We start from the raw sequence: 26285 nt of genomic DNA, 5'->3' as shown, positions 1-26285 counted from the left end.
TGCTCAGAATTGATTCGGCCACCCGTTTACCTGTTTTATTTTGCCAGTTCCTTAGGAAAACGCCTTATCGGCGTTTCCGGTCAAAGTTGATCCCCGCCATGATGGCGGCAAAAGCCTCGCGTTCGTCGCGTTTGATTCGGGCCCCGTTGTCAGCCACTTCGAAGATCGCCTTGTCCTCGTTCTGGCTGCGGCTGGCGCGGTTGCGCTCTTCTGCGGCCCGGCCCACACGGTATGTCAGCGCCTCGTCATCGGTCTCGGAAATATCCTCGCGCGCTTCGTCGACTTCAGCTTCGTGCCCCCGGAGCGCCTTGATTTTCGCGAATTCCTCGGCCAGCGTCATCCGGGCCTTTTCGGCATCGCCAGGTTTGTGCACACAGGGTATGACTGCGACATGGCGTAGGTTCAGGAGGTTTTCAAGGGCCTGCCCCCCCAAACTCCGCTCAATATGATCCTGGAGGTTGTCAGGATCGTCGACGGCGTGACGCAACACCACCTGCCGCAGCATTGCGTGATCGGGGTCGTGGCATTCCAACTCATCCAACTGATGCTCGAACTGCACCACGACCTGCGGGTTGAGGATGGCGATTGCCAGGATGGCCGCCTCGCGCAGCTGGATTTCCGCATTTTGGGTCGAGGCGAGAAACGAGCTGCGGGCGCTGGGGCTGGCGGGAGCGTTTTCGTTTCGCTTTTGGCCACGGGCTTGCCAGCCCGTGGCACGCGACGTGCGCTGCGGCCGGAACAACTGCCAGCGCAGGTCCTTGATCTCTTGCCCGTAATGCGCCCGGATCGAAGGGTCGCGGATCAGCTTGATCTTTTCGCGCAAGCTCTTGTCCAGAGCGGCCTTGCGCTCGGGGCTATCGAAAACCCTGCCTTCGGTCTCGCGTTGCCACAGAAGCTGCACCATGGGCCGGGCCTGATCTAGGACGCTTTGCATGGCTGCCGATCCATCGGCGCGGATCACGTCGTCGGGGTCTTTACCCTCGGGCATTATCGCAAAGCGCAGCGATTTTCCGGCCTCCAGCATCGGCAAGGCGAGGTCGATCACCCGCATCGCCGCGCGCAGGCCAGCAGTATCGCCGTCAAGCGCGATGATCGGCTCGTCGGCGATGCGCCACAGCATATGCAGCTGCTCTTGGGTCACCGCCGTGCCCAAGGGCGCAACCACCGCGCCGAACCCCGCCTCGGAGAGCGCGATCACGTCCATATAGCCCTCTGCCACAACGAGCGGCTGCCCCTGCCCCGCCGCCGTACGGGCGGGGCCATGGTTGAACAGGCTGCGGCCCTTGTCGAAGAGCAGCGTTTCGGGCGAGTTCAGATACTTGGCATTGTCCTTGGGATCCATCGCGCGACCGCCAAAAGCGATGCAGCGCCCGCGCGCGTCCCGAATCGGGAACATGATCCGGTTGCGGAAGGTGTCATAGGGCTTGCCGCCCTTGGTCGAGGGCTTGGCCAGACCGGCGCCGACGATCAGATCCTCGCCCACCCCCTTGCCGCGCAGATGGTCCCACAAGCCCTGCCAGCCATCAGGGGCAAATCCGATCTCCCAGCGTTCCAGCGCCTGCGCGCCAAGGCCCCGCCGGGTCAGGTAGTCGCGCGCAGCACCGCCACCGCCCGCATTGAGGTTCAAACGGAAGAACTGCGCCGCCTGCTCCATCACCTCGGCCAGCTGGCTGCGGTGGTCCTGCTTCTCCTGCGCCTTGGGATCGCGCGCGGGCATCGGCATGCCCGCCTCGCGCGCCAGAATCTCGACCGCCTCCATGAAACCGACATTCTCGGTCTCCTGCACGAACTTCAGCGCGTCGCCCTTGGCATGGCAGCCAAAGCAGTAATAGAATCCCTTGCGGTCATCCACATGGAACGAGGCGGTCTTTTCATGGTGGAACGGGCACGGCGCCCACATATCCCCCTTGCCCTGGTTCGACTTGCGCATGTCCCACATGACCTTTCGCCCGACAACCTGGGTCAGGCTCAGGCGGCTGCGCAGCTCGTCCAGAAATCCGGGGGGTAGTGACATGGGGGCAGGATGGCAGAAACAGAGCGGCGCGCCAAGCGGGCGGCGCGCCTTATCCACAGCGAAGAGCCTTGTTGGCGCGGGCCTACTGCTTGAGACAGAGTTCCAGCCAGGCCGCCGACAGGTCCTTGTTACGGATATCGCCCATCTTCTGCTGATAGACCCATGGCGCGATCAGCGGGATGGCATTGTTGTAGCTCGCAGGCCAGGTCGGGTTGGTCGCAGCCACGGCAGCGGGCACATCCCGTTCCTTGACCCGGTCAAGCCGCGCCTGCTGGATCGACGCCACCACGTCGGCCTGGTACTGGCAGCTCTGCTGCTTTGTCTCGGCCGCCGCCAGCGGCGAGGCTGCGAGAGCGGCAACAAGGGCATAGCGATACATCGGTGATCTCCCGGATTCGAATTGGTCGACCGAGTTTAACCCCGTGCCGCGACCGCTTCCATGGCCGATTTGAGATCATGCACCAGCGTTTCGGCCATTGAGCGGAAAACCATCAGCCAATAGGCATCTTCGCCGACCCGCGTGACCGAGCCGGACATATGCCCGATCTTGCTGCGCGCGGTGGCGCCCACCGGGAAGGACACCAGCCGGAGATCGACCGGAACGAGACGGGCCAGCACGTCCTCGGTCCCTGCCCCTTCGAGGCGCACAACCACCCAGGCATCGGACTGATCGACCAAGGCCGCGTTCTGGCTCAATCCTTCGTCCGGGACCGCCCCGACCAGCATGGCGCTGGAATGACCGAACCATATCGCCCGGACGTCACCCGATACCCCGGCGCTGTTCGGTGCTGGATAGCCCAGTCCATGCGCGGCCTGCATCGCCTTGTTCAAGGCATCGGCCCGGCCCTTGCGCGGCGACAGCATCGTCATCGCGCCCGCGTCCACCTCGGTGGCGGTGACCCGGCCAACTGTCAGCGGCAACAGCCCCGCACAGGGCGATTTCGCAACCAAATTATCCACGCATCCGCCCTCCGTCTGCGTCAAAGAAGACCGGGTTCACAATTTCGCAAAGGGTCGTCACCCCTCGCAACCCGTCGACCATCTTGACGATCTCTCCATACCGCGCGGGGCCGTCGGCTAGGAAGGCGAGCCCGATCATGTGGCCCAGCGTCGGCGAATGGCAGACCGAGGTTATGTAGCCCTGATCGTTGATCCGTTTCGGCTCTGCTTCTTCGCGGTAGATATGCGCGCCTGCCAGCAAGCGCCCGTCGCGTCCAACCGGCTTCAGCCCGACCAGACGCTCGCGCCCCGGCTCTTCCATCCCCGGACGCTGCGACATGGTCTTGCCGATGCAGTCCTTCTTGGCCGAGACCATGCCGCCCATGCCGATGTCATAGGCGGTGGTGCGCCCGTGGATTTCGGAATGGGTGATGAACCCTTTCTCGATCCGCAGGACGTTGAGCGCCTCCATACCGTAGGGTCCGCCGCCCAGCGCCTCGGCCTGTTTGACCAGGATATCGAACAGGCTGGCGCCATAGCGCGCGGGCACCGCGACCTCGTAACCCTGCTCGCCCGAGAAAGAGATCCGGAACAGCCGGGCCGCAACCCCCAGAACCGAGACCGCGCCGCAGGACATGAATGGCCAGTCCGTGGGATCAAACGGCGTATCCAGCACCCCGTTCAACACCTCTTGCGCCTTGGGACCGGCCACTGCGAACTGCGCCCATTGCTCGGTCACCGAGGTCAGTGACGCATCCCATTCCGGGTGGAGACCTTGAGTGACGAACTCCAGATGCTTCATCACTTCGCCGGCCGCGGCGGTGGTCGTGGTCATCACGTAATGGTCCTCGCCCAGCCTTGCAGTGGTGCCGTCATCCATCACATGACCATCCTCACGCAGCATCAGACCATAGCGGACCCTGCCTACTTTCAGCGTCGAGAACATGTTGGTATAGGCGAAATCCAAGAGTTTCGCCGCATCCGCCCCCTGGATGTCGATCTTGCCGAGTGTCGAGACATCGGCCACCCCTACCGTGTTGCGCACATAGCCCACCTCGCGGTCGCAGCTTTGCCGCCAGTCGGTTTCGCCGGGCTTGGGGAAATAGCTGGGGCGATACCACAGCCCCGCCTCGATCATCGGTGCGCCCCGCGCCACCGTTGCCTTGTGGGAGGTGGTGAAGCGTTGCGGCTGGAATCCCTTGCCCTCGGCCCCGGCGCCCAGCGCCGCGATGGCAATCGGGCTATAGGGCGGGCGAAAGGTGGTGGTGCCGGTTTCGGGGATACCGCGCCCGGTGGCATCGGCCAGAACGGCCAGCGCGGCCACGTTCGAGTTCTTGCCCTGGTCGGTCGCCATGCCTTGCGTGGTGTAGCGCTTCATATGTTCGACCGAGCGGAAGTTCTCGACCGCTGCCTGCTTCACGTCCTTGACCGTGACATCGTTCTGGAAATCGAGCCAGGCCCGCCCCTTGCCCGGCACCGCCCAGAGCGGCTCCAGCGCATAAGGCGTATCCTCGGCATCGGGCAGTGCGACCTCCGGCACCTTCATGCCCAGGTCTTCCAGCGCCGCGGCGGCCATGGCGATGCCTTCGCGCAGGCAGGCCGCGGTCGAAAACGCGCCATTACAGGCCCCCGCCGAGCGCAGGTCTGGAACAGCCCCCGGCACCGGAACAAAGGACGCGATGTCGCGCCGCCATTCCGGCCGCCCGTTCATGTGGCAGGTCAGGTGCACGCTGGGGTTCCAGCCGCCCGACATCGCCAGGCAATCGGTCTGAATACGTTCTCCGCCACTGGTGCGGCGCACGGTAATCGCCTCCAACCCGCGACCGCCCATGCTGCCACAGACCTGGCCGCCCCGGATCATGTGTACGCCATCGACCTCGGGCGCGTCGTGGCGGCTGTCGATCAGCGCCGCCACATGCACGCCTGCGGCCATCAGGTCGCGCACGGTGCGATGGGCATCATCATTGTTGCCAAACACGGTGACGGCCTTGCCCGGCGCCACGCCCCAGCGGTTGAGATAGGCGCGCACCGCGCCCGCGGTCATGATCCCCGGACGGTCATTGTCACGAAAGGCTACGGGTCGCTCCAGCGCGCCAGCCGCCAGCACGCTGCGCCTGGCCACGATCCGCCAATAGCATTCAAGCGGCGCGCCCGCGCCCCGGTCGGCGCGGTGGTGCGACACCCGCTCCAGCGCGGCAAAGGTGCCATGGTCATAGGCGCCCGCCACGGTGGTCCGCGTCATCAGTCGCACATTGTCCATTGCGCGCAGTTCGGCCAACACTTCCTCGACCCAGACGTTGCCCGGCTTGCCGTCGACCTCATAGGTTTCCGCCAAGAGACGCCCGCCCATCCGCGCGTCCTCGTCGGCCAGGATTACATCCGCGCCCGCCCGACCCGCGACCAGCGCCGCCATCAGCCCCGCAGGCCCCGCCCCGATCACCAAAAGATCGCAAAAGGCAAAGGCGCGCTCATAGCGGTCGCCGTTGTCCTGCCCCGACAGCGCCCCCAGGCCAGCGGCCTTGCGGATCATCGGCTCGTAAAGCTTCTCCCAGAAGGCGCGCGGCCACATGAAAGTCTTGTAGTAGAACCCTGCGCCAAAAAAGGGCGCCGCCAGATTGTTGACCGACAACAGGTCGAAATCGAGCGACGGCCAGCGGTTCTGGCTGCGCGCCTCCAACCCGTCGTAAAGCTCCTGCACGGTCGCCCGCACATTGGGGTCCTGCCGCCCGCCCGACCCGATGGTCACCAGCGCGTTCGGCTCCTCGCTGCCGGCGGTCAGGATGCCGCGCGGCCGGTGATACTTGAACGAGCGTGCCACCAGTCGCACGTCATTGGCCAACAGCGCCGAGGCCAGCGTATCGCCCTCGAACCCCGAATAGCGCACCCCGTCAAAGGTGAAAGACACCCGGTGATCGCGCGCGATCAGCCCCTTGCCCTCGATCCTCATGCCCGCGCCTCCGATGCTGGTTCGGTGCCCAGCACCTCATGCGTCAGTGTGCTGCGTGTGACCACGACCCAGGCGCCGCAGCCGCCCTCGTGATACCACAGGTCGCGGGTCACCCCGGCCGGGTTCTCTCGCAGGTGCACGTAGTCGTCCCAGGCAGCCTCGCCCGCATCCGCCGCCGGTCGATCCAGCGCCAGCGCATGACCCTTGTAATAGAATTCGCGGTGATCCCGCTCGCCGCAATGCGGACAGGTGATCCTCATGACCGCGCCCTCATCTTCATTTCGCCAGAAATACTCATGCCAACCCCTTCACTCTCAGTGCAGGTTGTGTTGAGAGCCTTTGCCCTCTTCGTCGATGATACCGCGCCCGGTGCGGAACCGGTCGAGCCTGTGCCGGGTCGAGGCCGGGTGATAGTTCCCCGTCGCAATCAGATGCGCAAACACGCTGCCCGAGCCCGGAACTGCCTTGAACCCGCCGTAGTTCCAGCCGCAGTTCACATAAAGCCCGTCGATATGCGTCTTGTCGATGATGGGCGAGCCATCGGGCGACATGTCCATGATCCCGCCCCAGCTGCGCAACACCTTGGCCTTGCCGATCATCGGCATCAGCGCCATGCCCGCCTCCATCACGTGCTCAACTGTCGGCAGGTTGCCGCGTGCCGCATATGAGGCGTAAAAATCCAGATCGCCACCAAAGACCAGCCCGCCCTTGTCGGATTGGCTGATATAGAAATGCCCCATACCAAAGGTGATCACATTGTCGATCACCGGCTTCAGCCCCTCGGTGACAAAAGCCTGGAGGATATGGCTTTCGATCGGCAGGCGCATGCCTGCCATCGCCGCCACCTGGCTGGACCGGCCAGCCGCCACCATCGCCACCTTCTTGGCGCGGATCGGACCGCGCACGGTCTGCACGCCCTTGACCTTGCCGTTCTCGATGTCGATGCCCGTGACCTCGCAGTTCTGGATCAAGTCCACGCCGCGCTGGTCGGCCCCGCGGGCATAGCCCCAGGCGACCGCGTCATGCCGCGCGGTGCCGCCGCGCGGGTGATAAAGGCCGCCATACAAGGGAAACCGCAGGTCGTCGAAATTGAGGTAGGGCACCATCTTGCGCAGTTCTTCGCGGCCCAACAGGATCGCGTCATCGCCCTGGCTGATCATCATGTTGCCACGCCGCGCCGCCGCATCGCGCTGCCCGTCAGAGTGGAACAAGTTGATGATGCCGCGCTGCGAATGCATCACATTGTAGTTAAGGTCCTCTTCTAGCCCCTCCCACAGTTTCAGGGAATGAGAATAGAACTCGGAATTGCCTTGCAGGAAATAGTTGGCGCGCACGATGGTCGTGTTCCGGCCAATGTTGCCGCCACCGATATAGCCGCGCTCGAGCACCGCGATGTTCTTCAGCCCGTGGTCGCGCGCCAGATAGTATGCGGTGCTCAACCCGTGGCCGCCGCCGCCGATGATCACGATGTCATATTCGGGTTTCGGTTCGGGGTCGCGCCAATGTGGCCGCCATCCCTTGTTGCCGGTAAATCCTTCCTTCAACACGCGCAGGCCCGAAAAACGCATCCCTGTCTCCCCTTTCCGGGCACCTGCCCGCTGCTTTAACGACTATCATCCAACCCGCCATTCAGTTGGCCGTAATCGACAACGAATGTCCCATGCGCGACTATTGGTGTCGCTCTCGCGACGGGCGCACATTTACTGTTCTTTCAACGGGGGTCATACCCTGTTGCGCGCGCAACAGGCACAAAGAAATCAGGGTCCAGCCGCCGATTTTCCGAGGGAGTGGCGCGCGTTAAGCAGCCTGGTCATCAGAACCGTATTCTGAAGGCGAAACCTGCGACCGGCGCGGCGCCATAGCTTTGCCGGCTGATCTCTGCTCCGGCCGCATTCTCGAGCACCAGTTGCCCGTCCAGCTCGGCTCCCGCAAACACCGTCAAGCGGGTGCCGGGGTTTGGTGCGTATTCCAGCGAAAGCACGACCGGTATGCTGGTTTCCTCCCCCACGCCGCCCGGTGCAGGGCCGGTGCCATCAAGTCGAAACCGCACGCTTTCCGATCGGGCGCCCAGCGAAAGCTTGATCTCGTCGGACAGCGCGTAGCTCAGCGACAGCCCCGGCCCTTGTGTTGCGCCAAGCCCGGTGCCTGTGCTCAAGGACCAGCGGTCGTCGATCTGCCAGTCGACCAGCAATGCCGGGAACACCTGCGCATCACTGTCCCCCAGTTCCGAAAAAGCGCCGAACGCGGGACCGATCCGCAATCGGTCGTTCACCTGCCAGGCCAGCCCGGCGAACACACCCCATGTGCGCCCGTCTGACGCACTGGCCCCGGCTTCGTAGTTCCACCGCAACTGTGGCGAAATGAACAGGCTGGCACGCTCCCCGACCGGAAACCGCAACGGCGCGGACACCCGGATGTCACGGATGTCGCCCCAAGGGCGCGCGGCAACGCCACCCGAGAAATCGTAATCCACCTGACCATAGCTGACCAGCACCCCGGCCGAGGCGCCATTCTCCGCCCTGTACAAGGCTCCAGCCCTCAAGAAACTGCGTGTCGCCGAGACCTCGCCGCCGCCAGAAAGATCAGCCGCGCCCTGATACAGAACGAGGCCATCCACCACCGGCGTCCAGCCCGGTCGGGGCTGCGCCTGAGCGGCCCCCGCCGTGACGACGATCACGCCGGTAATGGAAAACGCTCGAAGAAATCCTGACATGGCTCGCCCTTTCAACACTGTTTCGTCAAGAATAGTGCCGCATTCGGACCCGCCCACTGCTACTTGTCCCAAAAACAGGAAAGGGCGCGCCGAAGCGCGCCCTTCCATCGTTCGTGTCACGATCAAAGTCCCTTGGCGCGATAGCTCTTGGCGACCCGGTCAATGGACACCAGATAGGCCGCCGTCCGCAGATCCACCGCATCCGCGCGTTCGTGCCAGATCGAGGCCATCGACTGGTATGCCGCCCGCATCGTGTCATCCAGACCCGAGCGCACCAGCTCCAGCTCGTCCGCCCCGCGCAGGTAGTTTTGCTTGAACCCGGGGCTCAGTGTCCAGCCCAGCTGCTTGTCGGCCGACAGCCGTTCCAGCTCGTCCACAAGCATCTGAGTGCGTGTCTCTTCCGCCCGGCGTTGCATGCGGCCGAACCGGATGTGGCTAAGGTTCTTGACCCATTCAAAATAGGACACAGTCACGCCGCCGGCATTTGCATACATGTCAGGAATGATCACGGTTCCCTTGTCGCGCAGCACTTCGTCTGCGCCAGAGGTGATCGGGCCGTTGGCCGCCTCGATGATCAAAGGCGCCTTGATCTTCTTGGCGTTGCCAAGATGGATCACGCCCTCCATCGCGGCCGGGATCAGGATGTCACAGGGTTCCTCCAGCACCTTGGTGCCGTCAGCGACATAGGTACCATCCGGATAGCCGGTGACGCCGCCATGCTTGGCGATCCAGTTCCGTACGGCTTCGACATCCAAGCCGTCCTTGCTGACCAGGGCACCATCGCGTTCGATGATGCCGGTGATCAGCGAGCCGTCCTCCTCGCTCAGGAACTTGGCGGCGTGATATCCCACGTTGCCGAGGCCTTGCACGATGACTCGCTTACCGTCGAGCTTGCCGCTCAAACCCGACTTGGCGACGCCCTGACCGTCGCGGAAGAACTCGCGCAGCGCATATTGCACACCACGTCCCGTCGCCTCGACCCGGCCGGCAATACCACCGGCGTTCAGCGGCTTGCCGGTAACGCAGGCGCGCGCGTTGATGTCGGTGGTGTTCATCCGCGCATACTGGTCGGCGATCCAGGCCATCTCGCGTTCACCAGTGCCCATGTCGGGCGCGGGCACGTTCTGGGACGGGTTGATCAGGTCGCGCTTGGCCAGCTCATAGGCGAAACGGCGGGTGATCTGTTCCAGCTCGTGTTCCTCATACTGGCGCGGGTCAATGCACAATCCGCCTTTTGAGCCTCCGAACGGTGCCTCGACCAGCGCGCATTTATAGGTCATCAGCGCCGCCAGCGCCTCGACCTCGTCCTGGTTCACGGACATGGCGTAGCGGATACCGCCTTTGACTGGCTCCATATGTTCCGAATGGACAGAACGATAGCCAACAAATGTCTGAATCTGGCCTCTGAGCCGGACGCCGAACCGCACCGTATAGGTGGCGTTGCATACGCGGATCTTCTCTTCCAGCCCCGGCGGCAGATCCATCAGGGCGGCTGCCCTGTTGAACATCATGTCCACACTTTCGCGGAAACTGGGCTCATTCTTGCGGGCCATTAACAAAAAACCTCCATGACCTTGTCTGACTCGGGTTATGACACCTTGTCGCAGGCCCCTTATGACGCAACGTTCGCAAAGTGCCAATTTTTTAATCACCCAAACGCGTTGGAAATGGCACGAAGAACGATTCCCAGTTCATTGTAGGAGTACCGGAAACAAACCCGAGCCATACTCGGAAATGTCCTTAACCATTGGTTAACGTTCATTGTTTGGCGCCGATTGCGCCCCAATCCTGCCATCTTTGCCATGCACTACTTCCCATTGAACTTTGATCCCGGCTGGGGTTCTGCCGGAAAGGTAGGTGTATGATGAACATGCCGTTTGGCTGTCGCGCTGCCGTGACACGCAACATTCTAAACCGCACGAAACGCGGGTGCGGCGCCTTCGCAAAAGCCGAAGACGGCGCGATGACCATTCTCGCGCTGTTCCTCTTTCTCGCGATGGTCGGGGCCGCGGGAATCGGCGTCGATCTCATGCGGTATGAGCAAAAGCGCGCCGCGCTCCAGTACACTCTGGATCGCGCGGTTCTGGCTGCCGCCGACCTTGACCAGACTGTTCCGCCGGAAACCGTCGTCCGTTCGTACTTGGAAAAGGCGGGGCTCCTAGAGTACCTGTCCAGTGTCGTCGTCGACGAGGGGCTAGGCTTTCGCAAGGTCTCGGCCACCGCGACTGCTGTACTGCCGACGCATTTCATGAAGCTCTCGGGCTATGACAGCTTAACTATCCCGGCGGCCAGCACGGCCGAGGAAAGCATCGGCAACGTCGAGATTTCGCTTGTTCTCGACGTTTCTGGTTCGATGAACAGCAGCAGCCGTCTTACCTATCTGAAAACCGCCGCCAAGGAATTTGTGGGCCATATGCTGTCAGCAACGGAGGATGGGGCAGTTTCGATCTCGGTCATCCCATATGCCAGCCAGGTTAACGCGGGTCCAGATCTGTTTCAGTTCTACAATGTGAGCACCGAACACGACTACTCGCATTGCGTGAACTTCATCGACGACGAATTTAGCCAACCTGGTTTGTCGCGCACAACGCCGCTGGAACGAACCATGCATTTCGATCCATTCACCTACTCCAAGGATCCGATCCAGACCCCAGTCTGTCCGATACGGGCCAACACGGCGATTCTGCCGTTCACAGCTGACCAGACGGTTCTAAACAATTACATCGACGGCATGACAGCCCGCGGGAATACCTCGATCGACATTGGTGCAAAATGGGGCATCATAATGTTGGATCCAGGCACTCAGAGCGTTATTGACGGGTTGATAACCCAGAAAAAAGTAGATGTGTCTTTCTCGGGCCGCCCATCCGCCTATGACTCAGGCGATGTGCTCAAGGTTCTGATCGTGATGTCGGATGGTGAAAACACCGACCAGTACATGCTGAACCCATCCATGCGCACCGGCGAGTCAAACGTCTGGTATAACGCGTCTGAAGACGCGATCAGCGGTTCGCCGGATACCAACACCACAGACGCCTTCAGCATCTACCATGACAACGGTGGGCACAACTATTACTGGCCTGACCAGGACAAGTGGGCTGACCACCCTTATGGCAATGGCACCAGCCCTGTCTGCGGCTACGACTCCGGCGGGTTGTATTCTTGTACCGAAAAGGATGAGCCGGGCACTGCAGTGCGGCTGACTTATGCCGAACTCCTCAACAAGGTGTCCCTGGCTTACAACGCCTACTACAATTACGAGTTCACAAGCAGCGCCTGGGCTGACTGGTACACCTCAGCATTTACCAAAAAGGAAGCAGAGGCCAAGGACCAACGCACCAAGCACGTCTGTGACGCTGCAAAAGACGAGGGTGTGATCGTCTATACCGTCGGTTTCGAAGCACCGGCAAACGGGCGCCGCGTTCTCAAGGACTGTGCCAGCTCGGACAGCCACTATTACGACGCCACCGGGCTGGAAATCAGTGACGCCTTCACCTCGATCGCTTCATCGATCCGCAAACTGAGGCTGACACAATGACACGCAAGCTGGCCAAATTCCTAAGCCGGTTCCGCAAATGCGAGGACGGCAATGCTACGGTCGAATTCGTCATCGTTTTTCCGGCCATTGTCGGGGTAATGCTGGCGGCGGTTGAACTGACCTTCATGACTCTGAACCACGCCATGCTGGAGCGTGCGGTTGACGTGGTCGTTCGAGAGATCCGCCTCAACACCGGCAGCAGTCCCCAGCATGATGAAATCAAAGTAGCGATCTGCGAAAAGGCTGTGTTCATCCGCGATTGCGGCACCAATCTCAAGCTCGAGATGGTGCGTCAGGATCCGTATGCCGGTATCACTCTGCCGGCCACCCCGGACTGTACCGACCTTTCCGAAGAAGTCCGGCCAGTACGGCAATTCGAAAACGGCCAGGCCAACGAGCTGATGGTTCTGCGCGCCTGCGCAAAAATTAACCCAATCTTCCCCTCGTCAACACTTGGGGCAACCCTGGCAAACGACGAAGGCCAGTACGCCCTGACAGCCATGTCCGTCTTCGTGCAGGAGCCCTTGTAAAGCCATGTTGATAGATCGCATCAAGAAAAGACTGGCCAGTTTCCGGTCGAATGAAGAGGGGTCCATCGCCGTCGAAGCGCTGCTTACGGTTCCGATCCTGTTCTGGACGCTGATGATTGGCTACACGTACTTCGATGGCTATCGCGAAGCGGCCTCGAACGTAAAGGCCGCCTATACCATTGGTGACCTCATCTCGCGCGAGACCCGCACGATCGACGACGCTTACATCGATTCCATGGTCGAGCTTTACGAGCGGATGATCGGCAATCCGAACAATCTCCAGGTTCGAATTTCGCTGCTGCGCTATGAGAAGAAACGCGACCGGCACCGGGTGCGGTGGTCTGCCAATCGTGGTTTCGCCACCAACCTGACCAATACAAATGTTGCCGAAATCAGCCCGGATCTTCCGCCCATGTCCGATCTGGACACATTGATCCTTGTTGAAACCCGCAACACTTATCATGCACCGTTCAATGTCGGCTTAGACGATACGGTAATGGAGAGCTTCATCTTCACGCGGCCACGCTTCACTAACGAAATCGCAGGCAGCGTCTGACGCTCAGCGCATCAGGGTCCCGTCCCGCTCCGCAATCATGGCCGAGATCATCTCGGCCATGAACTTCGTCTGGGATCCGGGCGTGACCCCACCGACTCCGATGCGACGGCCAAAGCGCCACCACAGACCCGGACGCCAGGTACGGGTCGCCGGTGTCCGCGTGCGGATCAGAAACCCGTTGGACGGCTTGAACGCAAAAGCCCCACGTTCGATCTGCTCGATTTCTTCGATCCGTGTGATCACTTCGCCACTGCCGGTGCGCAATTCGCTGTCGGTCAGTTCAACCCGCCCCGCCGTCGCTGCATACATGCTTTGCGCCATCCACAGCGAAGCCGCGCCCAGCGCGATCAGGAATACCTGCCAGATCAGTGTAGGCGGGGTCATCACTGCCACGTAGATCAGCAGCCCCCCCAGCCCGACAAGCATCACCAGGGCAAGCCACCGCCGCGGCGCCGAAGCCTCTACAACCGCCAGTACTTCGTCCTGCATGTTCCGATCCTTTTCTGTTCTGCTTCCCATATCTGATCCCAGGCGACCGGAACAGACCCATTGCCCTACCCACAAACCCCGAGTTAGCCTGCCGGACATGAGTTACCCTGCCAACCGCCCCAGCCTCAGGCGCGACGACGATGCCCTGGCCGGCATCGACGTAACCGAGGAATTCGAGCGCTTCTCGCAGCGCAATGACGTGTTCACCCGTGCAATGTGGGACGACCGGGTGAAATCCAAGCAATCGCAAGCCTTCTTCGCGTCTTACCGGATGGAGGCGACCCCGCGCCGGGGCGATGGTTTCACCCAGCGCGATTTCGCGCTCCGTAACGCATCCTGGCTGATCTCAGACGTGATGACCAACAGGCACGCCGCGGAAGGCCGGCGCGAAGGGTTTCAGGCCCCTATCAGCAATGACACACCAGTTGCGCCGCAACAGGTCGAGATCAATGACCCGGCCCGTATGAGCTCCGAAATAAAGCGCGTTGCGCGGTTCTTCGGGGCTGACCTCTGTGGGATCACCTGGATGGACGAACGCTGGCTCTATACCGCGCGTGTTGATGTGCGCGACATGACCGAAGCGCCACTGGGCCTGCCTGAGGGTATGACATCGGTCATTGTGCTGGGTCACGAGATGGAGGCAGACCTAGTTGCCACCTACCCTTCGGCTCTAGCCGGGGCGGCGACGGGACGCGAATACAGTCACGAGGCTGCCGTAGTGATGCAACTGGCCGCCTATATCCGTAATCTGGGTTACGAGGCGACCGCCTCGATGAACGACACCGGGTTGGTCATTCCCTATGCGATCCAGGCCGGATTGGGCGAGTACGCCCGCAACCAGATGGTTATCACGCCGGAATTCGGGCCACGGCTGAGGTTCTCCAAGATCTTTACCAACTTGCCCCTGGCTCATGACATTCCCCGCCCCTTGGGCGTGCGTGCCTTTTGCGACATATGTACGAAATGCGCCGATGCCTGCCCCGTCAAGGCCCTGCCCTATGGCCCGCCCTCGACCGAGACCGCCAATGTCTCGGCCATACGGGGCGTACGCAAATGGACCTCGGACGCTGAGAAATGCTTCTCGTTCTGGGCCAAACTGTCATCGGATTGCGCCATCTGCATGCGCGTCTGCCCCTTCAACCGAGACTATTCCAAATGGCGCAATCGTATTTGGTTGAAACTGGCCCTTTCGTCCCTGCGCAAACTAGCCCTGCGGTTGGCACAAAGGCATGGCGCCCGGCGCAAACCGTCGGATTGGTGGTCCGGTATTGGTCGAACAGGGCAGTAACTGCACTCCCCCTGTCCACCCTTGCAAATTTGCACAGCCTTGGTGATCGAACGCGGATTTGCCCGGCGCGGTCAAGCGACTATCTTAACGCCAACTCACTTGCCAGGAGGCGTCCTAATGTCCATCCGACCGATCCTCGAAACCCGCCGCGCCACGCCAGCACTCGAAGGCGCGGGCGTCAAGCTTCACCGGGCGTTCGGGTTCCAGGACCCCACGGAACTCGACCCGTTCCTGCTGTTTGACGATTTCCGCAACGAGTATCCGCAGGACTATCTACGTGGCTTTCCATGGCACCCGCATCGCGGCATCGAGACCATCACCTATGTGCTGTCAGGCACCGTCGACCACGGGGATTCGCTGGGCAATACCGGCACACTGGGCGCGGGCGACGTGCAATGGATGACGGCCGGGTCAGGCATCCTGCATCAGGAGATGCCCAAGGGGAACGCGCAGGGCCAAATGCATGGCTTCCAGCTCTGGGGTAACCTGCCGGCAGCACAGAAGATGACCGCGCCCCGCTATCAGGACGTGCGGGGCACCGAGATCCCCGAGATCATCGACGATGACGGCACCCGGGTGAAAGTCATCGTGGGCTCTTTCTGGGGAAAGACCGGCCCGGTGGATGGGATCGCCGCCGATCCGCAATACCTCGACATCTTCGTTCCGGCGGGGGTCCGAAAGACGTTCCAGATCGACACCTACCGCCGCGCCTTTGCCTATGTGTTCGAGGGCGCGGCCGCCTTTGCCGATGCCTCGACCCCCACGGGCGTGTTGTTGGAAAAGGAAGTCGCGGGGCAAGAGGTCAACATCCGTGACCTGTCCGGCAACCGCACCCTGATCCGGTTCGGAACGGGCGACGAGGTGACGGTACAGGCCGGGCCAGACGGGGTGCGCTTTCTGCTGATCTCGGGTGCACCAATCGCCGAACCCGTCGCCTGGCACGGGCCGATCGTGATGAACACGCAAGAAGAGCTGATGCAGGCGATGCGCGACCTGCGCAATGGAACGTTCATCCGCCCCGCACACTGAGACCCACGCCGCGTGACCTGACAGTTACGCGGCAACCGCCTTGCGCACCATGTCCCAGTAGATGCCCTCAACCTGATCCAACGACAGGCGCCCGCCCGCGCGGTACCAGGTATTGACCCCGTTCAGCATCGCAATCACCGCCAAGGTTGCGATCTTGGTATCTGGCACCTCGAAAAGCCTCTCGGACACCCCTGCCCGCAGAATCGCTTCCAGATCATCCTCGTACCGCTTGCGCAGCGCCTCAATGGTGGCGAAATTCTCGGGCGTCAGGTTGCGCAGTTCCATATAGGCGATGAATACCTCGTCGGGCCGATCCAGATGGAACCGGATGTGAAAGCCGACGAAATCGCGCAACCGGGTCATCGCATCACCACTTGCCCGATCCACCCGGGCACCCAGCAATTCATCCATGTGACGATGCATCAGACCGAAAAGCAGGCTCTGCTTGTCCGGCGTGTAATTATAGAGCGCACCCGCCTGCACCCCCACCTCGCCAGCGATCTGGCGCATCGAGACGGCGGCAAACCCGTGCCGCGCAAACAGCCTGAGCGCCGCGTCCTGGATGCGCGGGCCGGTGATATCGGAATGGGAGCCCTGGGTACGTGCCATGACACCACGCTATCTGAACATATGTTCAGATAAAAGCCCCACTTGCACCAATCCCCTGAAAGCGCGACAAGGGCTTGGAAACCAGCAACTCCCGCCGACCGTATGCTCCGCCTCTGCCTCATCTCGCTCTTTCTGATCACGGCCTGCACCCAGGTTCCGGAGCTGGATGAGCGTATCGGACCGGAGTTGCAGGGAAAGCCCTTTCCCAAGCTCGTTTCCTTGGACCAAACGCTGGGCCCGCCCGCCGACCCCGAGGATGAAGCGAAGAAGCTGGCCGCAAACCTCGACGGCCGGCGCGCCGCGCTGGAGGCAAAGGCGCAGCGTCTGCGGCAAGCCGTGCACGACGAGGGCGAAGACACGGATGTGAACGAAACCATCACCGAATAGCGGTGCCACACGTTGCACGGACCCGCCGATCCGGCTAAGGCACGCAATCAGGGTGGCGGCCGGACACGGGCCGCGCCGAGGATGAGCAGAAAGGACTGACAAGATGAAACCGGCATTGCGGCTCGGAATTGCGGGATTGGGAACCGTGGGCGTCGGCGTCGTTCGCATCATCCGTCGGCATGCCGACCTGCTGGAGGCTCGCACCGGCCGCCGTATCGAGATCGTGGCCGTATCGGCCCGCGATGCGGCAAAGGACCGGGGTGTGAACCTGAAATCCTATGCCTGGGAAACCGATCCAGTGGCGCTGGCCCGCCGGGATGACATCGACGTCTATGTCGAACTGATGGGCGGCGAGAACGGGGCCGCAAAGGCTTCGATCGAGGCTGCGCTGGAAACCGGCAAGGACGTGGTCACCGCCAACAAGGCGCTGCTGGCTGTCCACGGACAGGCCCTGGCGGAACAGGCCGAGGCCGCCGATCGCGTGATCCGGTTCGAGGCCGCCGTCGCCGGCGGCATCCCGGTGATCAAGGCGCTGACCGAGGGTTTGGCCGGAAACCAGATCTCCCGCGTGATGGGGGTGATGAACGGCACCTGCAACTATATCCTGACCCGCATGGAATCGCAGCGCAAAGGCTATAACGCGCTGTTCGAGGAATGCGCCCAGCTGGGATATCTGGAGGCCGACCCGAACCTTGATGTGGGCGGCATAGACGCGGCGCACAAACTGGCGCTGCTGGCCTCCATCGCCTTTGGCACCCGGCCGCATTTCGACGGGATCGACATCGAGGGCATCCAGCGGATCAACCTCGAAGACATCACCTATGCCGCCGACATGGGGTATCGCATCAAGCTGTTGGGCGTGGCCCAGCGCACTGGCCGTGGGCTGGAACAGCGCATGCGTCCCTGTCTGGTGCCAGCGGATTCTCCGTTGGGCCAGCTCGAAGGCGGCACCAATATGGTGGTGATTGAGGGCGACGCGGTGGAACAGGTGGTTCTGCGCGGCCCCGGCGCGGGAGAGGGACCAACCGCCAGCGCCGTGCTGGGCGACATCTGCGATATCGCGCGCGGTTTCCGCCTGCCGGTCTTTGGCCAACCAGCGACCACGCTGGCAGATGCCAACAGCGCCCAGTCGAACTCGCCCGCGCCCTACTATCTACGCCTCTTGCTGCCCGACCGCCCGGGCGCGCTGGCCAAGGTGGCGGCCGCACTGGGCGACGCGGGCGTCAGTATCAACCGGATGCGCCAGACCCACCACGAAAGCGCCGAGGCGCCGGTGGTAATCGTCACTCACAAGACCCAACGCGCTGCAATCGACGCGGCCATCGAAGCCATGGTCAACAGCGGCGTTCTGGCCGCCGAACCGGTCGCCCTGCGGATCGAGGCGGTCTGATCCGCCCGCACATAGTTTTCGCAAACATGCTTGTGGACCCCCGCCGCCCTGCGGTAGAGGGTCAATAAGCCCATCTGCAAGGAATTATTCATGTCCTCCAAGCCTGAATTTCATGACCGCATGCTTTCCCTGGGCCTCGCCCGCGTCGCCGAACAGGCCGCGCTGGCCTCGGCCTCACTGATCGGTCGTGGCGACGAGAAGGCCGCTGATCAGGCCGCCGTGAATGCCATGCGCGAGCAGCTGAACCTGCTGGATATCGCCGGTGTGGTGGTGATCGGCGAAGGCGAGCGCGACGAGGCGCCGATGCTGTATATCGGCGAGGAAGTGGGCACTGGCAACGGCCCGGGCGTCGATATCGCGCTGGATCCGCTGGAAGGCACCACGCTGACCGCCAAGGACATGCCCAACGCGCTGACCGTCATCGCCATGGGCCCGCGCGGCTCGATGCTGCATGCGCCCGACGTCTATATGGACAAGCTGGCGATCGGCCCGGGCTATGCCGAGGGCGTGGTCTCGCTCGACATGTCGCCGCGCGAACGGGTCGAGGCGCTGGCCAAGGCCAAGGGCTGCAAACCGTCGGATATCACCGTCTGCATCCTGGAACGCCCGCGCCACGAGGCGATGATTGCCGAGGTGCGCGAAACCGGCGCTTCGATCCGGCTGATCACCGATGGCGACGTGGCGGGCGTGATGCATTGCGCCGAGGCCGAGACCACCGGCATCGACATGTACATGGGCTCGGGTGGTGCGCCCGAGGGGGTGCTGGCGGCGGCTGCGCTGAAATGCATGGGCGGCCAGATCTTTGGCAGGCTCCTGTTCCGCAACGATGACGAGCGTGGCCGCGCCGCCAAGGCCGGCATCACCGATCTGGACCGCGTCTATACCCGCGACGAGATGGTGACGCAGGACGTGATCTTTGCCGCGACGGGCGTGACCGGCGGCTCGCTGTTGCCGCGCATCAAGCGCGAGCCAGGCTGGGTGGAAACCACCACCCTGCTGATGCGGTCCAAGACCGGCTCGGTGCGGCGGATGAGCTATCGCACCCCGGTCTGAGCCTCTGGCGGGGGTGCGGCTGGCGCCGCAGCCTCCGGCGGGAGTATTTGGGGCGAAATGAAGGGCCGGATCCGCGCAGGGTCCGGCCTTTGTGCATGAGGTGACAGGTGGCATATCTAGGAGTGGACAGTTCGCTGAGTGGTCGCCGCTGGGTCGGTCCGGATATCGAGACCGAACGCGCGGCCGAGATGATGCGGCAGCAGAGCGACCTGCCGCAGGCGGTGTGCCAGGTTTTGGCGCGGCGCGGCGTGCCGCTGATGGAGGCGCGCGGCTTTCTCGACCCAAAGCTCAAGGAATTGCTGCCTGATCCCCGGGGCATGAAGGATATGGAGACCGCAGCCGAGCGGTTCCTGGAGGCGGTGCGCAAGCGGCAACGGATCGCGGTCTTCGCAGATTATGATGTCGACGGGGGCAGTTCCGCCGCGCTGCTGATCCGCTGGCTGCGTGAGATGGGGCTGACGGCGACGCTCTATGTGCCCGACCGGATCGACGAGGGCTATGGCCCCAACGTGCCAGCGATGCGCGATCTGGCGGCCAACCACGACCTGATCGTCTGTGTCGATTGCGGCACGCTGAGTCACGAACCAATCGCCGCCGCCAGGGGCGCCGATGTCATCGTGCTGGACCACCATCTGGGGGCCGAGACCCTGCCTGACTGCGTCGCGGTGGTGAACCCAAATCGACAGGATGAAAGCGGCGATCTGGGCTATCTCTGCGCCGCGGGCGTGGTGTTCCTGATGCTGGTCGAGGCGGGCCGCCAGATGCGCGAGGCCGGTACAACCGGTCCCGACCTGATGGGCATGCTCGACCTGGTGGCACTGGCGACGGTGGCCGATGTCGCGCCCCTGATCGGGGCAAACCGGGCGCTGGTGCGTCAGGGACTGAAAGTCATGGCGCAACGGCGACATCCCGGATTGGTGGCGCTTGCAGACGTCGCCCGGATGGATACCGCCCCCAACACCTATCACCTCGGCTTCCTTTTGGGTCCCCGGGTGAATGCCGGCGGCCGGATCGGACAGGCCGATCTGGGCGCGCGGCTGCTGAGTACCGACAACCCGTCCGAGGCCCAGGCGCTGGCCGCACGGCTGGATCAGTTGAACTCGGAACGCCGCGAAATCGAGGAGGCGGTGCGCGCCGCCGCATTGGAACAGGCCGAGGCGCGCGGGCTCGCCGGCCCGCTGACCTGGGCCGCTGGCGAGGGCTGGCATCCGGGCGTGGTGGGCATCGTCGCCTCGCGCCTGAAGGATGCCGCCAATCGCCCCGCCATCGTGATCGGATTCGACGGCGACGAAGGCAAAGGCTCGGGCCGCTCGGTCTCGGGCGTCGATCTGGGCGCCGCGATCCAGCGGCTGGCGTCCGAGGGGCTGCTGGTCAAGGGCGGTGGCCACAGGATGGCCGCGGGCCTGACGGTGATGCGCGACAAGCTGGAGGCGGCCATGGATCGCCTGTCCGACCTGTTGGCGAAACAGGGCGCGGGTCAGGGCGGACCGGCGGATCTGAAACTGGACGGCACCCTGATGCCGGGCGCGGCAACCCTCGATCTGTTGGAACAGATCGAGCAGGCAGGTCCCTTTGGGGCCGGTGCCCCTGCCCCGCGCTATGCCCTGCCCGACCTCCAGATCCGGTTTGCCAAGCGGGTCGGCGCCTCGCATCTGAAACTGTCCCTGGCCGATGGCATGGGCGGCGGTCTGGATGCAATCCTGTTCGGTGCCTTCGACGGCCCGCTCGGCCCCCGGCTGGAAAACCACGGCGGCGCGCGCTTTCACTTCGCAGGGCGGCTCGAGGTCAATTCCTGGGGTGGAAGGCAGAGCGTGCAACTGAGGATCGAGGACGCCGCAGAGGCTTGAGGCTTTGAAAACAAGAGGTTTTTCACCTCTTGCAAAAAAGTTCTCCGAAGCGTGTTTTTCCGCTTGCGAGGGTCAGTGGGACACCGTAAAAGGCCCTCCACAAGCCAGCGTGGCCCGTTCGTCTATCGGTTAGGACGCCAGGTTTTCAACCTGGAAAGAGGGGTTCGATTCCCCTACGGGCTGCCACATCTCCCCTGCATCGCGACCTTGCCGAACCCAAGAAGGGTCAACCAGGGTTTTGATTCAAAACGTTTTCTTTGCCGAGAAAAATCTTCTTCCCCCACTTGCGCCCGCGCACGACTCTCCGTAAAAGCCGCTTCACGCCAAGCATGGCCCGTTCGTCTATCGGTTAGGACGCCAGGTTTTCAACCTGGAAAGAGGGGTTCGATTCCCCTACGGGCTGCCATCTTTCCAGCGGCAACCCCTCCCAAAACCTGTCCAAGTTCGCTGGCCGATCCGACGCTCGATTTGAATCTTGGGTGTTTCCCACCCCCGGGAAAGCCTGCAATGATCCTGGCTTCCTCAGCGCATTGCCGAAAATGCATCATGCCAAACAGACGACCAGGGAGCCGGCTTTGCCAGCACACGTGTCGACGAACTATCAGGAGAATGGTACCGCCTCCCTGGCTTGAACAGGGGACCTCTGGATCCACAATCCAGCGCTCTAACCAACTGAGCTAAGGCGGCACCGTGAGGGGCGATGTACCCAACCGGGTTTCGGATTGCAAGAGGGTCAGAGGGTAATTTTCCAGGTTTGCTCGACCAGGTCGACACCAAAGGATCGCACCGATTTGCTGTCGGTCAGATGCCACCCGGCCGAAACGTAAAGCGCACAGGCCGCGCGGTGGCTTTCGTGGGTCCAGAGCTGCATGTCGCGGTAACCGGCAGCCCGGGCAAAGCCCATACAAGCCTCCAGCAACCGCCGCCCCAGCCCCTTGCCGCGTGCCTCGGGCACCAGCAGGAACAGGCGCAGTTTTGCGGTGGTCTCGTTCAGCCGGACGCAGAATATACTGCCCAGTCGGTGACCGGCTTCCTCGGCGATCCAGCCCTGTTCGCAGGTCGGATCATGATCCGCGATGAAGGCACCCAGGATCTCGGCCACCAGCGGCGCGAAACTGTCGTCGAACCCTTCTGCCTCGGCATAGAGGGTGCCGTGCCGTTCAACAAGCCAGGGGGCGTCATCGGCCCGAAACGGGCGCAGGGTTACACTGTCCATGCACCATCTAACCTTGCAACCGACTTGATTCTCAACCCGCACCGGTCTAGTCGAGCCAGAGCATTCCCGGAGGCACACATGGGCATCAACACCGAACGCGACATCGAGGCGAATCTCCAGATCGGCCCAACCGACGCCGGTATGGTGCGCCTCTTCATCGAGGCAACCGGAATCGAGATCCCGATGGATTTCGACCCCGAAGAAGCCGAAGAAATCGCCGACGAGATCCGTGCGGCGGCCCAGGCTGCCCGGAACATGGGCAAGCGCTGAGGCGAAAGATCAATCGAAAGCGAAGATCCCGTGCCCTTCGGGATCGCGCAGCGCCCACAGTCGGCGCGCCGCATGGGTGGCGAATTTCTGGATCAGCACCTTGCGCCGGGCCGGCGCAACCTTCTGTTCGGGCGCCATGCGCAGGATCTCGGCATCATAGGCATCCGCGATGATCAGCCCCGTATCCGCGGGCAGCAGTTCGGTGGGAAACTCGGCGTCGACCGCCCAGAAATACCGGTCGCACCAATCCAGATACCCCTGCCACTTGGCATCCGTGCGGAAATCGGCGCGGCTGGACTTACACTCGATCACCCAGATCTCGCCCTTCGGGCCCAACCCCATGACATCGACACGCAGGCCGCGCGCCGGGACAAATTCCTCGATCGAGACAAAGCCATGCGCATTCAGATGCCGCGCCACGCCACGCGCTAGTCTCTGTCCGGGTTGCAGAACAAGTACCATGCATCGTACCGTGAACAATAAGTGAACAAAAATCAAGACGTGATCGTTTCTGGGGCACATCATGGGCGTTCTTGCTCCCGACGTCCTTCCTACCGGTTCAAGCGGATGTTGTTGATGCCGGGCAGCGGTTCGGATTCGACGTCAGCTAAGACCGCCGTGCTGACTGGTTGATAGGGGGGAGCGATATGCACAAGCTCCCTTGTGGCACCAACCCGAAAACCGCCTCGGCTTGCCGTGGCATCCCAAAATCACCTCTCGATTCAAGGGGGGTGCGGCCATTTATCTTGATCCAGATCAAACTCCGCCATTGATGCGGCACCGCTCACATTCTAAAACCAGCGGGAATCCGTGTAGCCCGGAGTTGTCCGGCTGCGCGTAAAATCTGCAAGGAGGCACCTAAATGGCAGACGCAGCCATTCATGGTCACGGGCATGAGGACAACCGCGGTTTCTTTACCCGCTGGTTCATGTCGACCAACCACAAGGACATCGGGATCCTGTACCTGATCTTTTCGGCCATCGCCGGTCTGATTTCGGTCCTGATGACCGTCTACATGCGGCTCGAGCTGATGCATCCGGGCGTGCAGTACATGTGTATGGAAGGCTTCATGGCCGACCCCTGCACCCCCAACGGCCATCTATGGAACGTGATGATCACCTATCACGGCGTCCTTATGATGTTCTTCGTGGTGATCCCGGCGTTGTTCGGCGGCTTTGGCAACTTCTTCATGCCGTTGCAGATCGGTGCGCCGGACATGGCCTTCCCGCGTATGAACAACCTCAGCTTCTGGCTCTATGTCGCCGGGACCTCATTGGGCGTCGCCTCGCTGCTGACGCCGGGTGGGAACGACCAGCTGGGCTCGGGTGTGGGCTGGGTTCTTTACCCGCCGCTCAGCACTACCGAGGGCGGCATGTCGATGGATCTGGCGATCTTTGCCGTGCACCTTTCGGGCGCCTCCTCGATCCTGGGTGCAATCAACATGATCACCACCTTCCTGAACATGCGCGCCCCGGGCATGACGCTCTTCAAGGTGCCGCTTTTCTCTTGGTCGATCTTTGTCACCTCATGGCTGATCTTGCTGTCGCTGCCGGTTCTGGCCGGTGCCATCACCATGCTGCTAATGGACCGCAACTTCGGCTTCACTTTCTTTGATCCGGCAGGCGGCGGCGACCCGATCTTGTACCAGCACATACTGTGGTTCTTTGGCCACCCGGAAGTGTACATCGTGATCCTGCCCGGCTTTGGCATCATCTCTCACGTAATTGCTACCTTCTCGCGCAAGCCAGTGTTCGGCTATCTGCCGATGGTCTGGGCGATCATTGCGATTGGCGCGCTGGGCTTTGTCGTCTGGGCGCACCATATGTACACCGTCGGCATGTCGCTGAACCAGCAGGCCTATTTCATGCTGGCCACGATGGTCATCGCGGTGCCCACGGGCGTCAAGGTGTTCAGCTGGATCGCCACCATGTGGGGCGGTTCGATCGAGTTCAAGACGCCGATGCTCTTTGCCTTCGGCTTCCTGTTCTTGTTCACCGTCGGCGGCGTGACCGGCGTGGTGCTCAGCCAGGCATCGCTGGACCGTGCCTATCACGACACCTATTACGTGGTCGCGCACTTCCACTACGTGATGTCGCTGGGCGCTGTCTTTGCGATCTTCGCCGGCATGTATTTCTACCTGGGCAAGATGTCGGGCCGTCAGTACCCCGAGTTCTGGGGCAAGGTTCATTTCTGGATGTTCTTCATCGGCGCCAACCTGACCTTCTTCCCGCAGCACTTCCTGGGCCGTCAGGGCATGCCGCGTCGTTACATCGACTATCCCGAGGCCTTCGCCTACTGGAACTACATCTCGTCCTGGGGCGCATTCATCTCGTTCGCCTCGTTCCTGTTGTTCTTCGGCATCGTGTTCTACACGCTGACCCGTGGCGCCCGTGTCACCCAGAACAACTACTGGAACGAATACGCCGACACGCTGGAATGGACCCTGCCCTGCCCGCCGCCCGAACATACGTTCGAGACGCTGCCCAAGCAGGAAGACTGGGACAAGAGCCACGCGCACTGAACGTCAGGCTAAAAAGAAACCGGAAAACCCCGCCTCGGCGGGGTTTTCTTTTACCGACCGCCTAGGACGGGTCAGTCGACCTGGACGTCGGGCACGACCAGTTAGCGGAACGGGCAACAGGTACCACCAGCCATGATCGTAGTTTCGCGCATCATCTGAACATCCGGTGCGGATCTGTCTGCGATGTGATTGTCAAGCTCGCAAGTCAGGATGGCACCGAGTTCGGGTTCGCAAAGGTTGCGGAAGAAGTCGGCATATCGGCAGCGAGTCACATCGACCGAGAGGGTTCGGTCATTCTGTTCAACCATTTCCAGGTCCAGATTCCCAGTGAACATCTCGGCGATCTTGGCCGAGGTTCCGTGCCAATTCTCGATGAGATTGCCATCTGTCACCGCGATCTCAGCGATCCAGTTCCTCATGGTTTCGCGCAGCACCGGGTATACAAGCTCGTTTGCAGCCTGTTTGCCAAACCTAGTACGGAAGTGCTGCAGCAGCGGCACAAGCACTTCGGTCTGCACCTCGACTCTCTGTCTCAGTGTGAGTGGCGTTGTCTCGTTCTTGTCCATCACATACCTCGGTCGGATCTATCTCTGGCCTTGAAGAGGTAGCCTACACCCAAACTGGCCCCTCTAACTACGACTACCGCAACAGCCCCGCACGCGCTCTACACAGCAACAAGACCCTTGTAAGAGTTGAAGGATCCAAGTTCTTGATGGTGACGCACCTTCGATGCGGCACCGCGTTGGTGAGAAACGCCGAAGGTTGGTGGTTTTGGCAATGCTGGATAATACCCGGCGAGAAACACTGGCGCAGCAGAGACTATGAGATTTCTCTATGCTGTGCGAAGCTCTGGATCTTTTTTCGGTACATCGACTAGGGTCTGTTGAGATTCACTTTGAGTTCAGGAGAGCGGCGCAGGCATTGATGATTGCCGTAAAGCTGAGGTCTG

24 protein-coding genes and 3 tRNA genes are annotated in these 26285 nt (G+C 62.1%); 13 read left to right on the top strand and 14 right to left on the bottom strand.

Annotation, left to right across the window (positions count from 1 at the left end; translation table 11 throughout):
* Positions 1 to 64 precede the first annotated feature (64 nt).
* The 8 genes from dnaG to OEZ49_RS09300 form a co-directional block, all read right to left on the bottom strand.
* Positions 65 to 2014: a DNA primase gene (gene dnaG / locus OEZ49_RS09335; protein WP_263388050.1), complete on the bottom strand. Its 1950-nt coding sequence runs from the start codon at positions 2012 to 2014 to the stop codon at positions 65 to 67.
* An 82-nt stretch (positions 2015 to 2096) separates the two neighbouring features.
* Positions 2097 to 2393 (bottom strand): hypothetical protein, encoded by a 297-nt coding sequence (locus tag OEZ49_RS09330; protein ID WP_164132304.1) that lies wholly within the window; start codon positions 2391 to 2393, stop codon positions 2097 to 2099.
* Between the two features lie 35 nt (positions 2394 to 2428).
* Complete coding sequence (locus tag OEZ49_RS09325; protein ID WP_263388049.1) at positions 2429 to 2974, bottom strand: sarcosine oxidase subunit gamma; 546 nt, start codon at positions 2972 to 2974, stop codon at positions 2429 to 2431.
* Positions 2967 to 5900 carry a sarcosine oxidase subunit alpha family protein gene (locus OEZ49_RS09320; RefSeq protein ID WP_263388048.1) on the bottom strand — a complete coding sequence of 978 codons (2934 nt, stop codon included), beginning with the start codon at positions 5898 to 5900 and terminating at the stop codon, positions 2967 to 2969. Before OEZ49_RS09320 ends, OEZ49_RS09325 begins: the two co-directional genes overlap by 8 nt.
* On the bottom strand, positions 5897 to 6160 hold the full coding sequence (locus tag OEZ49_RS09315; protein WP_263388047.1) for a sarcosine oxidase subunit delta: 264 nt from the start codon (positions 6158 to 6160) through the stop codon (positions 5897 to 5899). The genes OEZ49_RS09320 and OEZ49_RS09315 overlap by 4 nt, the downstream gene beginning before the upstream one ends.
* Before the next feature lie 54 nt (positions 6161 to 6214).
* The gene (locus OEZ49_RS09310) at positions 6215 to 7468 is read right to left on the bottom strand and encodes a sarcosine oxidase subunit beta family protein (protein ID WP_263388046.1); all 1254 of its coding nucleotides are present in this window, start codon (positions 7466 to 7468) and stop codon (positions 6215 to 6217) included.
* 245 nt (positions 7469 to 7713) lie between these two features.
* Positions 7714 to 8613, bottom strand: a complete 900-nt coding sequence (locus OEZ49_RS09305; RefSeq protein ID WP_263388045.1) for a hypothetical protein — start codon at positions 8611 to 8613, stop codon at positions 7714 to 7716.
* Between the two features lie 122 nt (positions 8614 to 8735).
* Positions 8736 to 10166 carry a Glu/Leu/Phe/Val family dehydrogenase gene (locus OEZ49_RS09300; RefSeq protein WP_263388044.1) on the bottom strand — a complete coding sequence of 477 codons (1431 nt, stop codon included), beginning with the start codon at positions 10164 to 10166 and terminating at the stop codon, positions 8736 to 8738.
* Between the two features lie 311 nt (positions 10167 to 10477).
* Here OEZ49_RS09300 and OEZ49_RS09295 point away from each other — a divergent pair, with 311 nt between their 5' ends.
* Genes OEZ49_RS09295 through OEZ49_RS09285 form a run of 3 tightly spaced genes read left to right on the top strand, consistent with a single transcriptional unit; the run spans position 10478 to position 13237 of the window.
* On the top strand, positions 10478 to 12151 hold the full coding sequence (locus OEZ49_RS09295; RefSeq protein WP_263388043.1) for a TadE/TadG family type IV pilus assembly protein: 1674 nt from the start codon (positions 10478 to 10480) through the stop codon (positions 12149 to 12151).
* Positions 12148 to 12681, top strand: coding sequence for a TadE/TadG family type IV pilus assembly protein (locus tag OEZ49_RS09290; RefSeq protein WP_263388042.1), 534 nt, complete (start codon positions 12148 to 12150; stop codon positions 12679 to 12681). Before OEZ49_RS09295 ends, OEZ49_RS09290 begins: the two co-directional genes overlap by 4 nt.
* A 4-nt stretch (positions 12682 to 12685) precedes the next feature.
* Entirely contained in the window at positions 12686 to 13237 is a 552-nt protein-coding gene (locus tag OEZ49_RS09285; RefSeq protein WP_263388041.1) for a TadE/TadG family type IV pilus assembly protein, read from the top strand.
* 3 nt (positions 13238 to 13240) lie between these two features.
* Here OEZ49_RS09285 and OEZ49_RS09280 read toward each other — a convergent pair whose 3' ends face one another.
* Positions 13241 to 13726, bottom strand: coding sequence for a hypothetical protein (locus OEZ49_RS09280; RefSeq protein WP_263388040.1), 486 nt, complete (start codon positions 13724 to 13726; stop codon positions 13241 to 13243).
* A gap of 97 nt (positions 13727 to 13823) precedes the next feature.
* Between OEZ49_RS09280 and OEZ49_RS09275 the strand changes: the two genes are divergently transcribed.
* Both OEZ49_RS09275 and OEZ49_RS09270 read left to right on the top strand, forming a co-directional pair.
* Positions 13824 to 15014, top strand: a complete 1191-nt coding sequence (locus tag OEZ49_RS09275; protein ID WP_263388039.1) for a 4Fe-4S double cluster binding domain-containing protein — start codon at positions 13824 to 13826, stop codon at positions 15012 to 15014.
* Between the two features lie 117 nt (positions 15015 to 15131).
* Positions 15132 to 16043, top strand: coding sequence for a pirin family protein (locus tag OEZ49_RS09270; protein WP_164132316.1), 912 nt, complete (start codon positions 15132 to 15134; stop codon positions 16041 to 16043).
* A 24-nt stretch (positions 16044 to 16067) separates the two neighbouring features.
* Here the strand turns inward: OEZ49_RS09270 and OEZ49_RS09265 are convergent, their stop codons facing one another.
* Complete coding sequence (locus OEZ49_RS09265; protein ID WP_164132317.1) at positions 16068 to 16652, bottom strand: TetR/AcrR family transcriptional regulator; 585 nt, start codon at positions 16650 to 16652, stop codon at positions 16068 to 16070.
* 102 nt (positions 16653 to 16754) lie between these two features.
* On the opposite strand from OEZ49_RS09265, the gene OEZ49_RS09260 reads away from it, so the two are divergent.
* The 6 genes from OEZ49_RS09260 (at position 16755) to OEZ49_RS09235 (ending at position 21735) form a co-directional block, all read left to right on the top strand.
* Positions 16755 to 17039 (top strand): hypothetical protein, encoded by a 285-nt coding sequence (locus OEZ49_RS09260; protein ID WP_263388038.1) that lies wholly within the window; start codon positions 16755 to 16757, stop codon positions 17037 to 17039.
* Positions 17040 to 17142: 103 nt separating this feature from the next.
* On the top strand, positions 17143 to 18429 hold the full coding sequence (locus tag OEZ49_RS09255; RefSeq protein ID WP_263388037.1) for a homoserine dehydrogenase: 1287 nt from the start codon (positions 17143 to 17145) through the stop codon (positions 18427 to 18429).
* A 90-nt stretch (positions 18430 to 18519) separates the two neighbouring features.
* Entirely contained in the window at positions 18520 to 19482 is a 963-nt protein-coding gene (gene glpX / locus OEZ49_RS09250; RefSeq protein WP_263388036.1) for a class II fructose-bisphosphatase, read from the top strand.
* Between the two features lie 107 nt (positions 19483 to 19589).
* Positions 19590 to 21329 carry a single-stranded-DNA-specific exonuclease RecJ gene (gene recJ, locus OEZ49_RS09245; protein WP_263388035.1) on the top strand — a complete coding sequence of 580 codons (1740 nt, stop codon included), beginning with the start codon at positions 19590 to 19592 and terminating at the stop codon, positions 21327 to 21329.
* Between the two features lie 111 nt (positions 21330 to 21440).
* Positions 21441 to 21515: transfer RNA gene (locus OEZ49_RS09240), tRNA-Glu, on the top strand.
* A 145-nt stretch (positions 21516 to 21660) separates the two neighbouring features.
* Positions 21661 to 21735, top strand: a tRNA-Glu gene (locus OEZ49_RS09235).
* Between the two features lie 204 nt (positions 21736 to 21939).
* On the opposite strand, the gene OEZ49_RS09230 is transcribed toward OEZ49_RS09235, so the two are convergent.
* Both OEZ49_RS09230 and OEZ49_RS09225 read right to left on the bottom strand, forming a co-directional pair.
* Positions 21940 to 22016 (bottom strand) — tRNA-His (locus tag OEZ49_RS09230).
* Positions 22017 to 22062: 46 nt separating this feature from the next.
* On the bottom strand, positions 22063 to 22545 hold the full coding sequence (locus OEZ49_RS09225) for a GNAT family N-acetyltransferase (protein WP_263388034.1): 483 nt from the start codon (positions 22543 to 22545) through the stop codon (positions 22063 to 22065).
* Positions 22546 to 22623: 78 nt separating this feature from the next.
* On the opposite strand from OEZ49_RS09225, the gene OEZ49_RS09220 reads away from it, so the two are divergent.
* Positions 22624 to 22815 (top strand): DUF6324 family protein, encoded by a 192-nt coding sequence (locus tag OEZ49_RS09220; protein WP_164132323.1) that lies wholly within the window; start codon positions 22624 to 22626, stop codon positions 22813 to 22815.
* A gap of 9 nt (positions 22816 to 22824) precedes the next feature.
* On the opposite strand, the gene OEZ49_RS09215 is transcribed toward OEZ49_RS09220, so the two are convergent.
* Positions 22825 to 23277 (bottom strand): MmcB family DNA repair protein, encoded by a 453-nt coding sequence (locus OEZ49_RS09215; protein WP_263388033.1) that lies wholly within the window; start codon positions 23275 to 23277, stop codon positions 22825 to 22827.
* Positions 23278 to 23677: 400 nt separating this feature from the next.
* Between OEZ49_RS09215 and ctaD the strand changes: the two genes are divergently transcribed.
* The gene (gene ctaD, locus OEZ49_RS09210) at positions 23678 to 25336 is read left to right on the top strand and encodes a cytochrome c oxidase subunit I (RefSeq protein WP_263388032.1); all 1659 of its coding nucleotides are present in this window, start codon (positions 23678 to 23680) and stop codon (positions 25334 to 25336) included.
* Positions 25337 to 25437: 101 nt separating this feature from the next.
* Here ctaD and OEZ49_RS09205 read toward each other — a convergent pair whose 3' ends face one another.
* Positions 25438 to 25902, bottom strand: a complete 465-nt coding sequence (locus OEZ49_RS09205) for an L-2-amino-thiazoline-4-carboxylic acid hydrolase (protein ID WP_263388031.1) — start codon at positions 25900 to 25902, stop codon at positions 25438 to 25440.
* Positions 25903 to 26285: the final 383 nt, after the last annotated feature.

It is taken from the genome of Ruegeria marisflavi, from assembly GCF_025673445.1.
Classification (GTDB): Bacteria; Pseudomonadota; Alphaproteobacteria; order Rhodobacterales; family Rhodobacteraceae; genus Ruegeria_B; species Ruegeria_B marisflavi.
Note: the sequence above shows the minus strand (reverse complement) of the source record. Positions and strands in the feature narration are given on the sequence as shown.